We start from the raw sequence: 14,277 nt of genomic DNA, 5'->3' as shown, positions 1-14,277 counted from the left end.
GGCATGCATCCCGACCCTTTTCTAGCAATGCCGCATATTTTAGTAGAAAAGGAATAGGTGATACTGTGGGACAACTTATCGATGCACGAACATCCAGCAATATTCCCGTCGTTCTCACGGAGTTTGATACTTTCCCGCTCGATACCCCCGTCGTCGTCGGACAGGTAGGACTGAACATTCCACACAATACCCCGGGAATTATCCGGGTTCAGTTGACGGGGATGGCGGGCGTCGCGCTTCCGACGGATTTTCCGCAAGGTTTCCTACTGGAGCTTTACATGGTACGAGGTCTTACGATCGTCGATTCGCTTATCTACAAATCCCAGCACTCGTTCGATTCCGGCATACACACGGTCGGATTCTCTGCTTCCGATTACAATATTCCTGCTCCTGTATCAGGGCTGCAACTCTACACGTTATTCGCAATCGCTCGCTCAGAAGGAATCGCTCGCGTCGGTCCGGAGAACTTGAACGCTTCCGCTTATTTCGGATAACCAACGGCAAAGGAAAGGCAGTCGATCGGTGTTGATCGACTGCCTTCGCATTACATATCGTTGCAAGGTCCTCCGATTGCTAGAACCCTGTATTCCCGTTTAACACCGGCACGACCAACGGATTTGCATTCGTGTAGTTCGCCAGCGCATTGCCGGAAGCAACGTTGAAGTTGAATTGCGTTCGACCGCCGCTGTCCCCATAGGACGTGTTGTCGATATGAATGCCTTCGGTCTCACCATTGGTTATATTGTTGAGCTCGATTCGTACATTAAGCATCGGGTTCACGTAGAGCCAGAACTGAATCCCTGCATGATTGTGGCCGGTATGACCCGCTTTGTTAATCGTATTCCGTTGGAATTTGAGGCCGTTGATCGTATACGAAGGCTTCGTCGGTTCAACCGGCTCCGTCGTGACGATCATGCCTGCATTAAACGTACTGTCGATGTAGTTATCGCGATAGATCAAGCTGTTGCCGCCAACGTCGGACATCCCGCGTCCCCAGTAGCTGGCGATAATCGTGTTGAATTGCGCGATGTTGTTGTTTGCGACGCCCGGGAAGTTCATCAGGTTCACCTGCGCAACTCCATCATCGCCAAGTCCACGCATGAAGTTATTCTGCGCTACGTTGCCGGCGTTCCCGTCATCGCCCCAATGGATCCCGTCGAAGTACGTATTATACAGCCGCACATTCTGAATGGTGGAGTTCGACCAATCCGTCCAGCCCTCCAAGCAGCCCATATGCTCTGCCCACAGATTTTGCAGCACATTGTTAGAACCCGTACCCGGATTAGTGAGCACGATAATGCCATAATGCGCATCCCGCTGCGTATCCACGCTGCTGATACGAAGATCGGAGATCGTCGTATTATTGTTAAGCGTGAATCCTACCTCGCCGCCCCAAATTCCATTGGTAACCGTGCTATGCAAATGGGAATACCAGATGCCGGCACCTTTCAGGCTAACACCTGAAGGGACGGCGATTTTATCGCTTTGGTTATAGGTTCCGGGAGGGAACCAGACGTTCTTGCCAGCGGAAGCAGCGGCGTTAACCGCACTTTGAATCGCTGCCGTATCATCCGCGACCCCATTGCCGACCGCATTGTATGGCGCCGATTTGACGGAGATATAATTCGCCGGCATCGCAATCGGAGCCGCCGCCGTTTCCAGATCAATCAGATCGATCCCATACCAAGCGAGGCCGTTGCCGGAATCCTTTTGCAGCTTGATCGTATCCCCGGCATTGATATCAATGGCGAAATCCTTATCGTCAAAGCTCCGTACATACGAGTTTCCCGGCGCTGTATCATAATTGAACGTAGAGGTGAGCGATAAATCTTGACGTTTCACGCCGTTGACATAGAGGGCCAGCGTCCCGCTCGTATTCTGCGGAATGCTGTACCGCACTATCATCCGATTCGCATCGCGAACATTCGTCCACTGGACAGACTCTCCCGTTGCATCGAGGTGTACATAGCTTTTGCCCGAAGCGGCTAACTTTTTCTTAGCTGTATCATTATTCGTAGTCGCGCCGCCGCCAAGTGTAGCACTTTCCGCCTCATAGGTTGTAAAAGGCATCGTTGCACCGCGCGAATTATTGTTCGTCAAGCGAATCCAATTGATATTCGCGATACCGGAGCCCGACACCCCTTTCACATATAGATTATGCGTGCCTGTTGCTGAGCCCGCGATCGGCCAGGTTTGCGTCTCGAACGTATTCCAGCTGTCCGTATTGGCCACTGTAAATGTGCTGATTACCGGACCGGTCAGGCTGTCGAGACGAACCTCGAACTTATTGCCCGTCGCTGTTGCCGCAACGCGAGCCTCAAGCGTCTTGTAACCGCCGCTTAAATTCACATTGTTATACACCATATAATCGTTCGTATCCAAGCTGCCCACCTGCTGGCCGCCGCCGGTATCTGTCGTTGTTGCCGCCGTTACCCCGGACATCGAGTTATAGCTCTCCGCCTCGATCTTGATGGCCGTTGTCATCGTCACGACCGGCGACCAATTCGTTTCATCAAAGTTCATATTGCCGTTCGCATTGATGACAAAATACAGCGCATCCCCAGCCTCGACATGAATATTCGATACCCCGCTTGGCGTGACATCGGCTGCCGACGTCACGGTAGCGCTCCAGAGCTGCGTCGTATTTTTGAAAATCTTCGCGACAACGCCGTTACTGCTGGCATTCACTTTAAGCACATTGCCCGTAATATCAACGTTGCCTGCCTGCGGCGCAACCCATTTCTTCACCGCATCATAGGTGCTCTCCGGGTGAAAGAAGGAATCCCTTACATACGGATAACCGGAAGTTTCCTTCCACTTGGCCGGGGCCGTCGCATCATAGACGCTGAGATAGGAATACGTGCTTCCTGTCTTCTTCATATTGAACCAATTGCCCGCGCCTTGCGTTGTACCAAAGGAGGAAAATGCGCTGTACGCAACCGTTTCGGGAATCGGGGCCGCTTCGGATTTCCCCTCATTCACAAGCAAACTGCCGGCAATGAGCGCAAATGCCATGGCACCATAGACGCCTTGCTTCAACTTTCTTCTGAACATCGCTGCATGTCTCCTTTTCACATGGTTTCGTAAGCCAACGATTCGTTACGTTCATCAAAGCCGATCACATTTCTCCACACCACCTCCATCTCAAACGGATTAGGCAAGATGAATCTGGATGTCGATGACTGCAAAACTGAAGCGCTTTCACGAAACTGCGAGAGGAAATCAGGTCTACTTAAGACCAGCATCTTAAAGGTACCATAATGGACTAAGCAATTTTTAAACATGTTATTAGCAAAATATGGACTTTCTATCGAGCACAGAATGGATGGACAGAAGAAGACCGGGTGCTCCTCTTGAGAGGTACCCGGTCTTTGTTATGCTGGACGTTGGCTATTAGCTAGCTTAGGTCCTTCTTCAAATAATAATGCTCGAAACCGCCGGCATTGGGGATCACGCCATAGGTTTCGTAGCCCTGCTTCTTATAGAAGTCCAGCGCTTGGAAGCTGAGTGTATCCAGTTTGCTGAAATCGCACTTTTTCTCCCTGGCAATCCGCTCCGCTTCATCAAGCAGCTTCGTTCCGTAGCCGCCATGACGCAGCTGCTCATCTACATACAGGTAGTGGATCTCCAACCAATTCCAGCATATCTCACCGACTAAGCCGCCATGGATATGACCGTCAGCATCCTTCAAGAACACGTTCACCTCTTGATACCTGCCTCGCAATTCCTGCGGAAAATGCTTCTGATTAAATGCGGCCATCTGGTTTCTTACATAGCTTTTGTCATCTGCATTCGACTCTGTTGAGATGGATAATTCCATTGTGATGCGATCCCCTTAATTAGAAGGCCGGAATCACTTCATGGAGTGTCCGGCCCTCTCATATGGTTATAGATTCTGCATGCTGATTCCTGCTGACGGATCGAACGTTAGCATCTTCGTACCGATCTTATCGATAAAGAACCGGTCATGGCTGACTGTAATGACCGCCCCCGGGAAATGGATCAATGCCTGTTCCATCACCTGAATGCTCGTGAGGTCCAGATGGTTCGTCGGCTCATCCAAGATGATGACGGCCGCTCCGGAGAGCAGGCATTTGGCCAGTGCAACGCGGGCTTTCTGTCCGCCGGATAGATTGCCGATGAACTTGCTTAGATCCATCTCCGAGAACTGCAGCATCGAGAGGAATTTGTTGACCTTCTTGCGCGGAGCATCCAAGCCCAATCCGTAAGTGTTCACGGCGTGGCTGACCGTATCCTTCGGATCGAGTTCTTCCCACATTCGGTTGAAGTACGCGTAGCTGACGCCCTTCTCCCACGTTACCTCGCCGGATTCAGGTTTCTCCTGACCTGTGAGCACCTTAATCATCGTGGACTTCCCGCTGCCGTTCGGACCCACGATGACCAACCGATCTTCTTTCTGTATATCGAAGCTGACATGCTCGAAAATCTGCCGTCCCTCGTAGGATTGGCCAATATTTTTCACTTCGCACAGCTTGTCCGGAAAACGCAGCTTCTCGTAAATATCCGTAATCAGCACGTTAACCGGATGCGGCTCGATCCGTTTCTTGTTATCCGCCAGCTGACGGGAGAGGCGGTCCTTCGACGATTTGCGGCTTGCCCGGCTGTCGATCGCTTCGGATTCCATCAGGAGCAGCTCTTCCTCCCACTCGAACTGCCGGTCGAGCTCCTTCTTGCGCATCTTTTTCTTGCGAATATAATCCGTGTAGTTGCCTTCGTATTCTTGGAAATGATAGTTTTCGATCTCAATCGTACGCGTTACCACTTTATCGATAAATTGCCGATCATGCGAGATGAGGATCATGGCGCCTTTGAAGCGATACAACCACTGCTCCAGCCACGTAATTCCTTCTATATCCAAGTAGTTTGTCGGTTCGTCGAGCAGTACGACATCGGGCTGCTCTATGAGCATCTTGGCAAGTGCCGCACGGTTGCGCCAGCCTCCGGACAGTTCATCAACCGGCTGATGGCGCGACCTGTCGTTGAAGCCAAGCTTCGTCAGCACCGTGTTAATTTCAACAGACACATTCCAGCCGTCCAGATGCTCCATTTGTTCGAACAGCTCCGCCTGTCTCGCAAGCAGCTGCTCCATTTCGCCATCATCGGTGACAAAACCAAGCTTCTCCCCGACCTCCTGCAGCTCACGCTCGATCAGAGCGACCTGCTCGAAGCAATTTTCGAGCTCCTGTTGAACGGACAAGCTGCCATGCATTTCGGAGAATTGCGAGAAATAGCCGATTCGCACCCGCGGATCAATTTCCACATTTCCGAATGAAGGCTCTTCTTGTCCCATAATGAGCTTGAATACCGTCGACTTCCCCGCACCATTGCGCCCAATTAGGCCGATTCGTTCTCCTTGCGTGACTTTAAAATAAATATTACGAAAGATCAGCGTCTCTTCATATTTCTTCGTTACATCTTCCAGTCGTATTACGCTCATGACAATACCCCTTCTGATTCAGACAGTCTTAGGTGATTATAACACTTGTTGGCACAGAATTAACCCGAAACCCGCACAACAGTCGCGCCCGCATGACCTACCAGTTGAATGAGCCACAAGGTCACGCCCACATGAACCATACACAGGCACCAGAATATAGCTTTGCTCTTGCGATAAATCAGAAACACGCTAAAGCATATGGCCAATGAAATGAAGACCGCAATTATATACGAAATCACAATGAATAGAATTGGGCTAATTTCAATATGTATACTCTCCATAAACCGGGCATAGCTGAGCGAGGCGAACACACCCGCAAACAACCAATAGAGTAGAAACAGATACATGTAGAACACGATGGCAGCAGGGATTAGCACCAGCTTCTTCATAACGCTCTCCTCATTTTCGACCTGACTCCTCTCCAATACTATCATAGAGCTGTGATTACTAGGCTGCAGTTCTTTCCCTTTATTACAAAAAAAACAAAAGACAGCGGCAAAGTCACGCTTCTGACTTCATCGCGGCCTCTGTTTTAGCGCTGCTGAAGAGAATGTTGCTGAATCGGCAACATCTGCTAGTTTTAGCCCTCAATCCTGGAGAAATGTTGCGCGTTATGCAGCATTTCCCCCCGCAAGAGGCGGTAACGCCTTGTTTGGCTGGCAAATGTTGCATTTACGGCAACATTTGCTCGATTCGGATCGATTCCACCGGAAAATGCTGCGCTTCGTGCAGCATTTTCCGGACGCCGAGTCACATTCAGCACGTGGAAGGATGAACGGTAGCACCGAGCTGGAGCGACTTTCCCGTTGATATACGGGCGGCCCGTAGACACTTTGCCTTCATCGCTGTTTTCGACTAAACACGCTAACGAATCGTAAAAGCCTTATTTAGCGAAATATAGCCCGAAATTTATTCTAACGAATCGTAGAGACGTTATTTCGGGTATTTGGAGCAAATGAGGGCATGAAAACATGAAATAAGACCTGTAGGATTCGTTAGATGTTCAAATCGTCTCATTTCGCTCAAATAAGACCTCTGGGATTCGTTAGCGCTGAAAACCAAGCTGCTGTGGAATTATTCGGCGGCGGCAAAAGTTACAACGAGTGTCGATAACGGCAGTTTCATTAAGATTGGGGATCCGCCAATGTCCACTGGCCGAAAAGCTCTAGCCGCGAGCCGACTTCCGTTTCTGATTCGCCCGCGTACGATCAACCGCTGTCGGCGTTTTCGCCTTCCGAGGAGGGCCGAAGCCGAGCTGCGTAATATACGCGCGCCAACGTTTCTCGTATTGGGCGAACGTTGACTTCACCTCTACCGCAATCGCATCACGGTGGCGGACGGTTCCCATTTCCTCGTGACGGCGGTAGGCGCTGAGCGGCTCCGGGATGAGCAGAAACGGAATACCGGTCAGCAGCACGCGGTACCAGTAATCCAGATCATGCGTATACTTCAGCCCTTCATGAAACGGGCCGGTAATCCGGTAGAGCGCCTTGCTCATCATGACCGTGCAGCCGTTGATGGGGTTGCTCGTTTGCAGCGCGCGATAGAACGCGCCTTTCTCGTAGCCCGGCGGGATAAGGTCGAGCTCCGTCATCTTGCCGCGGCCGTCGATGATGTCGAAGCCGGTGTGGCTGATGAGCGCTTCCTGCTCTTCCATCGCCTCGACTTGACGTCTGATTTTGTCCGGATAGAAGCGGTCGTCGGAGCTCAGCCAGGCTACATATTTACCGCTGGCAAGACGGAACCCCGCGTTCAGCGCGCTCGCCGTGCCGCCGTTCACCTTACCGGCATAATGAATTCGTCCCTCATACGGACGCAGCTTCTCTGCATGTTTCGTCGAGCCGTCATCCACGACAATAATTTCGATATTGTCATAGGTCTGCGCGAGTGCACTCTCGATGGCTTCCGTCACATAGGGGTCGTTATAAAAGGGGATGACGATACTCACCCTCGGGTTTCCCATCCTACCTGCCTCCTGCTGCTTCTTCTCTATTGTTGTACTTCAGCTCAAGCCCCAGCTTCAGTTTCAGTTTCAGTTCAAGCTTCGGCTCCGGCTTGCTTCAGCGCTGCCGCGCCGCTTCCAGCGTTTCGCGCAGCGACTGCTCCAGCGTAATAAGTGGCGTCCAGCCAAGGGCGATGATGCCTTCGCAATTCACGGGATCCGGCGAGGCGGCTTGCGACTCGCCAATCTCCCACTGCAGCGGATGCTGCGCCAGCGCATCGAACGCATCCGCGATCTCGCCGAGCGTGCGCATCACGCCGGACGCAACCGGATAGATGCGGCCGCTCTCTCCGGCGCGCAGCAGCAGCTCATACGCGCGAATCGCATCGCGCACATCGAGCAGATCGCGCTGCTCGCTGCGCGATGATAGCCGGAACGGCGCCGGCGCAGCAGCGCCGCTCGCTGCTGCTTGCTCCGCCTTGGCCGCGTAGCGCGCGAGCAGTGCGCACAAGCCGCCGGATCGGCCGGGACCGATCAGATTCGACGGCTCGGCGATCACGACCTCCATGCCGTAGAGCGATGTCCAGCTCTGCGCAATCAGCACCTGCATCGTCTTGCTCAAGCTGTACGGGTGCTGCGGCTGCGGCCGCTCAGCACCACCCTGGCCCGCTGCAACGAGCGGGAACCGCAGCATCGAGCCGGCTACTACGACCCGGCAAGGAGTCCCTGCCCGCCGCACGCCTTCAAGCACATGTACGGTGCCCATCACATTACTTTGCAGCACGGCTGTGGGGTCATTCCATGAGGCACCAACCGCATTGGCGCCTGCCAAATGCAGCACATATTCCGGCTTGGCTTGCTCGATAAGCGCAAGCACCTCAGATTGCGCTGCCAGATCACAAGCCAGAGCCGCATGGACGGCGTTCAGCCACGCCCGCTCTTCTGCATCTTGCTGCGGCAGACGGCGAACAACCGCCGTCACCTCCCAGCCCGCCGCGCTGAAGTACCGGCAGGCATGCTCGCCGCAGAAGCCGCCGGCCCCTGTTACCAGCAGGCGCGGGCGGCTCAACCTTCACTCATCCAGTTCGCAAGCTCCTCCAGCATCGGTACATAACTAGGTGCAACGTAACCCCAATCACTGCGCGTGGCTGCAAGCGTCCGGTCTAGATACAGCCGGTCATCCGGTACGATTTTGATCCCGCTTACCTGGAGAGTGGATTGAAACAAATGCAGCAGCGTGAGCTTGCTTATCGTTTCGGCAGCTGTCAAATGAACCAATCCCCCAATCGTCGGATTTGCAATGGCATAATCCACTGCTTTGGCCAGCTCAAGCGTGGTGACCCCGTTCCACCACACTCTCGCATAGCCGCTGACGGTTCCCTTTTGCTCGAGAAACCATTTGAGCAGTCCGATCCCATTCGGCCTGATCTCAGGCCCGATAATGGAAGTCCGAATCGTGAGATGGCGGGAGCCAGGCGCTTCGCCGAGCGCCTTGGATCTCCCATACACGGAGGTGCCGTCCGGCACATCCTGCTCCGTATAACCGCCTCTCGATCCGCTGAACACGCAATCGGAGCTAATATGAATGACGCGCGCAGGTGTGTCCAGATGGTCCGCCAGATGCCGCAGCCAGTGAGGCAGAAACCCATTCACCTGATAAGCGGCAAGCGGATGCTGCTCAGCATCCTGATTCAGCACGCCTACCGCATTGACGATAACATCCGGCTGGACGGCATGCACAAGTGCAGCCACAGCCTCACTGTCCGAAGCATCAAGGCGCAGCCCGTTAGTTCCCTCCTCTGCCGCTCGAGTCGTGTACACGACATCCATTTCAGGATGCAGCTGTGCAAAATACCGGATCAGAACATGACCTGCCATGCCGCTTCCTCCGATAATGAGCAGCTTCATGACAGAAACCCGCCCCGGTTCAGCATGGAACGAATTTCTTCCTTGGTCAGCAAGGACTGGCTGGAGCTGTAGCTCTCGAAATCGACGCTCGGATAGCTGCTGTAATGCTGACGAAGCCCCGGAATATCAAGCGTTGGCAGAATGACCAAATACTCTTCGTCATACACGACCGTAGTCGTGCTTTCATGGTCAGTCAGCAGAATCTCATGTATTTTCTCCCCTGGCCGAATCCCCGTTGTCACCATCGTCGCGGGAATACCCAAATCCTCGATCAGTACGGCAGCCAAGTCTACAATCCGGCAGGTTGGCATCGTCATCACGAAGATTTCCCCGCCAATGCTTTCCTCCGAAGCTTTGAACAATAGCGTGATTGCATCCTGCAAGGTCAGGAAGAATCGCGTCATGTTCATATCCGTAATCCGCACTTGCCCCTTTTCTCTGATCTGATTCATAAACAGATGCACAACGCTTCCGTTCGTGCCGAGTACATTCCCGCCGCGTACGCAGACAAATGTCGTTTTGGAATGCAGCAGATTCGCGTACACGATCAACTTCTCGCCAATCGCTTTGGTCATTCCATAGAAATTCGACGGGTTCGCCGCCTTGTCCGTGGAGATGTAGACCACTCGTTTTACCCCGTTTGCGATGGCGGCTTCGATGACATTCTGCGTTCCGATCACGTTCGTTTTGAGCGCCTCATACGGCTGATCCTCACAAACGGGCACATGCTTCAGCGCTGCCAAATGAAACACATAATCGACCCGCTCGCACGCACGCATCAACGCTTCTTTATCCCGAATATCTCCGATGCAGAAGGACAGACGCGAATCCTCAAACGCGCGGCTCATCGCCACCTGGCTGGACTCGTTACGGGAAAACACAATAATTTGTTTGGGCTGCTGAGGCAGCAGCTGGCGGATCAGTTCGTAGCCCCAGGACCCTGTTCCCCCGGTGACCAGTATGCGCTGATTAGTAAACATTCCATTTCCCTCCAAGCACAAATTTAACCACTTTATCCGACACATCTTTGGCCAAGTACCCGTCCGGACACTCCCAAGCCGCAGGCAGCGAAGTCATGATGACCGCAGCCTCTTCGATTCGCTCCGCCTTTAAGCCGCACACCACGTTGCTGCCGCAATCAACGGTTTCCGGACGCTCCGTCGTTTGCCGGATGGTGATGGTTGGCACTCCGAACAGGCAGCATTCTTCCTGCACGGTACCGCTGTCCGTGATGGCGCAGAAGGCATGCTGCTCCAGCCGAACAAAGTCGAAGAACCCCAGCGGCTCATAGAACACGACCCGCTCATCCATCTCCACGCTCACCGAACCGCTGTCGATCCGCGATCTCGTCCGTGGATGAACACTGCAGATGACACGCTTGTCAAAGCGCGCCGCTACGCGATTAAGCCCCTCCAATATGCCGGTCAGCCGCTCCGGCACATCGACGTTTTCCGCGCGGTGCGCTGTCACGAGCACGTAACTGCCAGCCTGCAGACTGAAGCGTTCCAGCACATCGCTGGCATCAATCTGCGGCTTATAGTGCTCAATCACCTCATGGATCGGATTGCCTGTCAGCACGATTCGATTGCTGGGAAACCCTTCTCTCAGCAAGTTGTTCTTGCTGTAAGACGTGTACGGCATGTTAATACTTGCGATGGCATCGATAATCCGGCGGTTCTTCTCCTCCGGGACCGACAGATCGTAACAGCGATTTCCCGCTTCCATGTGTACAACCGGAATGCCCATCCGTTCCGCGATAATTGCGCAGAGTGCGCTGTTCGTATCGCCAAGCAGCAGCACCACATCCGGTTCATGGGCGATCAGAATGCGTTCCACCTCCGCAAACATGACGGACAATTGCCCGCCGAGCGTCTGCCGTGTCTCCGTGAACAGATAGTCCGGCTGCCTGAGTCCCATTTCCTGAAAGAACACATCGCTAAGCGACGGCGAAAAGTTCTGTCTTGTATGCACGAGCACATGCTTCTCGGCCAGCGCATCCAGCTTCTGAATGATAAGACTCAGTCGTATAATTTCCGGGCGCGTGCCCAAAATCGTTACAACGCGCATGAAACGTCCCTCCTTCGTCGTTCAACCTCGGGCGAGCGGCTACCGTTTCTTCTTAGCGCCTCTTGCCCGGTTCCTCTGGCGCCCCGGCTGCCTTCGGCGCTTCAAGCTGCCTTGCTTGTGAATGCCGCGACCTCGCCGGTTCTTCCCGACGCGGCCGGACAGCCGTTTGCGGCCCTTTCTTCTGCTTCTGTACGCCGTGCCAATCGGCGCGCCTTTCGGCCATGCGGCAATGTAAACATCCGGAACCTCGCGAATCTCTTCCATTCGATGACCTGCTCTGTGGAAGGAGCGCGTCGATCGAAAAGGCCGGAGAACGCCATTGTCAAACTTGTAGATCGTCGGGGCACTCCCTTTGAGCACCGTCGGCGGGTAATATCCGCGAAGGGCCAGCGTAGCAATAAACCTGCGCAGCCGATCGCGATACGCGTTAACCCCGTACACTTCATGCGCGACTTGCACATTGCGTGCGCCGATCGCTTGCATCATGGCTTCATTCGCTAGCAGCGATGACACACGTTGCGTCAGCCCTTCCGTATCGCCCATCGGCACCACATAGGCTTCATTTCCGGTAGCTCGGCCTATTTCAGAGAGTCCGCCGGAACCGTACACGACGACCGGCTTTCCGAACACCATGCCCTCGAGCGCCGTCATGCCGAACCCTTCCACCGTCAAACTGGGTACAACGAGTACGTCCATGGCCGGATAAACCGTCTCTACCTGCTCCTCGAACCGAATCCAGCGAAATCGCTCCATCAATCCGCGGTCTCTGGCAATCCCGATGCATTTGTCAAAATAGCCCTGATCTACGGGGTTACCGACGATGAGATACATCGCATGAGGATGCTGCTCGGCCGAGTTGACGGCCATTTGCATGAAATGCTCGAGTCCCTTCAATTCGAAGATCGACGATGAAATGTAGCCGACCAATCGCTGTTCGTCCGCAATCGCCAGCTGCCTGCGCCGATTGATCCGATGCTGCTGCCAGCTCTCCGGATTCAGCTCGCTTTGGTGCCAGGAAGGCGGTATCAGCGTTGATTTGGGAATCATGCCCGGGGTTCGAAGCGGTGCCAGTGTCGTCTCCGAGATGCCGACGATGTAGTCGGAATACTGCTCGATTATGGAAGCTGCGAGCGCTGTGTGAGGCGTTTCACGAATGGCTTCCATCACCGTCCAGACGACCGGAATACCCAGCATCTTGCCGGCGATGGCAGGCATCGGATGAACGCACGTATTGGCAATGATGATACTCGGCCGTTCATGGTGGATAAGCTGGATCAACTGCAGCCATAGCGGGTCCTGTTGGTGTGTGCCTATCTCATTGGTCATATGAGAGAGTCCTAGATACAGAGGCACGATGAGTGGAATTTGATGCACGATGACCGTAATTCCGAGCTTGCGAGCATTTACGGCAATAATGCCCTCATTGGGAACGACGAGCGTGCAGGCGAAGGAGGGCAACAGCTCCCTGACCATAAACAGCAGCAGTTTCTCAGCGCCTGTGACGTATTGAGGGCTGCAAATATGCGAGAATACTAGCATTTTTGGTTTGCTAAGCTTCAATTGGTTGACTCCCCTCCACCTGTTTCATCGCAGCTATCAAAACCCTAGTTGTACAATATATTGTGACGGCTACTTGCGCGGCACGACATTTAGACCTTTCCAAACGCACAAAAAACGTCGATTCTATCTCCGCTGCTTACTGTGATGGACAGCTGTCCCCCTCTTAACCGGGAAACAATATCGCAAGCAGCCTCTCAATCCGTTTGCCATACGTATGCTCTCGCATCGTCCGGTACATGCCGCGCATGGCGATCGCTTTCCGTTCTTCCTCGTGCGCCAAATAATATTGAATTTTGTCTATCATCTCTTGCGGCGAAGAGTAGGTGACGATGTCTACATCCGGGGTATAAAAGGATACGAGATCGCTGCGCACATCCGTCAGCTGCAGTGCTGCACAGGCAGCAATCTCAAAGGTCCGCGGGTTCGGGGAAATCGCGCCAATGCCCGCACTGTTGTTGTTGAACGTTTCATCATCGTGGGCACGGTGCATGTTAATGACGATTTTGGCGCCGTTGTACATATTTGCGGTTTCATCGGGACCCATCCAACGGCCAAGCTCGATCTTGCTCTTCATCAGTTGAAAATCCTTCAACCGCTCCCACCAGATGCCGGAAATATGCGTATCCTTCGTAGCAAGAAATTTCGTCACTTCGTTAAAAAACTCAACGCGCCGCCAATAAGCCGAGCCGATGAAGCAAATGTCATGACGCTGCGACCTCAAGGGATTGCGCGGTCTGAATGAAGCCGGATCCGCTCCGAGCGGCAAATAGTAGACGTTCGGACAGCCTAAGCGGCGGTAATAATCGACGCAAACCAGCTCCAGCGTGAACACTTCATCATAATGAGGCGCAATGCCTGAGGTGATGTCCGTATAGTACGGATCATCCGTGAACCAAATGGCGGTACGAATGCCGGCTGCCCGCATGGCATCGGCTTGCGCGACATTGAATTGCAGACCATCGAGGACAATGACAATATCCGGTCTGATCCGCATTGCAATATCTGCTACCGGCTGTAAGGTGTCGGTAATCGTCAGTTGGGTCACCTGCGCTCGAAGTGCATTCGCAATCGCTTCATCAAGCGGCGAATACGGAAAACCTTTGCCGGTCGCGACAAACAGCACATGCGCCTGTCTAACCGCGAAAGTCTGGGTTTGTGCCGTATTTTGCAAGACCGACTCGCATTGACCGTACCAATGGCCATGCTGCCAGCCAAGCCGGAACCCGTCTACTCTGCCTCGCGCTTCACCCCTAAGGCCCCGAGCCACTTTCCCTTTGCGAATTCGGCGTCTTCGTCTTTTGGTCGCCATTTCATTCACTCCTCTCTGCCTTCTTCTGCTCCG

12 protein-coding genes are annotated in these 14,277 nt (G+C 53.6%); 1 reads left to right on the top strand and 11 read right to left on the bottom strand.

Features of this window, described 5'->3' with window-relative positions; translation table 11 throughout:
- Positions 1–65: 65 nt before the first annotated feature.
- Complete coding sequence (locus tag BM412_RS02050) at positions 66–494, top strand: hypothetical protein (RefSeq protein WP_091213232.1); 429 nt, start codon at positions 66–68, stop codon at positions 492–494.
- A gap of 79 nt (positions 495–573) precedes the next feature.
- Here BM412_RS02050 and BM412_RS32740 read toward each other — a convergent pair whose 3' ends face one another.
- From BM412_RS32740 to BM412_RS01995, 11 genes are all read right to left on the bottom strand, one after another.
- Positions 574–3,054 carry a carbohydrate-binding protein gene (locus BM412_RS32740; protein ID WP_091213229.1) on the bottom strand — a complete coding sequence of 827 codons (2,481 nt, stop codon included), beginning with the start codon at positions 3,052–3,054 and terminating at the stop codon, positions 574–576.
- Positions 3,055–3,397: 343 nt separating this feature from the next.
- Positions 3,398–3,820, bottom strand: coding sequence for a GNAT family N-acetyltransferase (locus BM412_RS02040; RefSeq protein WP_091213226.1), 423 nt, complete (start codon positions 3,818–3,820; stop codon positions 3,398–3,400).
- 66 nt (positions 3,821–3,886) lie between these two features.
- Complete coding sequence (locus BM412_RS02035; RefSeq protein WP_091213224.1) at positions 3,887–5,458, bottom strand: ABC-F family ATP-binding cassette domain-containing protein; 1,572 nt, start codon at positions 5,456–5,458, stop codon at positions 3,887–3,889.
- 59 nt (positions 5,459–5,517) lie between these two features.
- The gene (locus BM412_RS02030; protein WP_091213221.1) at positions 5,518–5,847 is read right to left on the bottom strand and encodes a hypothetical protein; all 330 of its coding nucleotides are present in this window, start codon (positions 5,845–5,847) and stop codon (positions 5,518–5,520) included.
- Positions 5,848–6,623: 776 nt separating this feature from the next.
- Complete coding sequence (locus BM412_RS02025; RefSeq protein ID WP_091213219.1) at positions 6,624–7,421, bottom strand: glycosyltransferase family 2 protein; 798 nt, start codon at positions 7,419–7,421, stop codon at positions 6,624–6,626.
- Positions 7,422–7,518: 97 nt separating this feature from the next.
- Positions 7,519–8,469 carry an NAD-dependent epimerase/dehydratase family protein gene (locus BM412_RS02020; protein ID WP_091213217.1) on the bottom strand — a complete coding sequence of 317 codons (951 nt, stop codon included), beginning with the start codon at positions 8,467–8,469 and terminating at the stop codon, positions 7,519–7,521.
- Entirely contained in the window at positions 8,466–9,308 is an 843-nt protein-coding gene (locus BM412_RS02015) for a dTDP-4-dehydrorhamnose reductase family protein (RefSeq protein WP_091213214.1), read from the bottom strand. The genes BM412_RS02020 and BM412_RS02015 overlap by 4 nt, the downstream gene beginning before the upstream one ends.
- The gene (locus BM412_RS02010; RefSeq protein WP_091213212.1) at positions 9,305–10,288 is read right to left on the bottom strand and encodes a polysaccharide biosynthesis protein; all 984 of its coding nucleotides are present in this window, start codon (positions 10,286–10,288) and stop codon (positions 9,305–9,307) included. Before BM412_RS02010 ends, BM412_RS02015 begins: the two co-directional genes overlap by 4 nt.
- Positions 10,278–11,375 (bottom strand): non-hydrolyzing UDP-N-acetylglucosamine 2-epimerase, encoded by a 1,098-nt coding sequence (wecB, locus tag BM412_RS02005; protein WP_091213210.1) that lies wholly within the window; start codon positions 11,373–11,375, stop codon positions 10,278–10,280. The genes BM412_RS02010 and wecB overlap by 11 nt, the downstream gene beginning before the upstream one ends.
- Before the next feature lie 39 nt (positions 11,376–11,414).
- Entirely contained in the window at positions 11,415–12,935 is a 1,521-nt protein-coding gene (locus BM412_RS02000) for a glycosyltransferase family 4 protein (RefSeq protein ID WP_091213207.1), read from the bottom strand.
- Positions 12,936–13,098: 163 nt separating this feature from the next.
- Positions 13,099–14,244, bottom strand: coding sequence for a CgeB family protein (locus BM412_RS01995; protein WP_091213205.1), 1,146 nt, complete (start codon positions 14,242–14,244; stop codon positions 13,099–13,101).
- Positions 14,245–14,277: the final 33 nt, after the last annotated feature.

Source organism: Paenibacillus sp. BC26 (assembly GCF_900116125.1).
In the GTDB taxonomy this organism is placed as follows: domain Bacteria; phylum Bacillota; class Bacilli; order Paenibacillales; family Paenibacillaceae; genus Paenibacillus_Z; species Paenibacillus_Z lignilyticus.
This window is presented reverse-complemented; position numbering and strand designations above follow the sequence as displayed.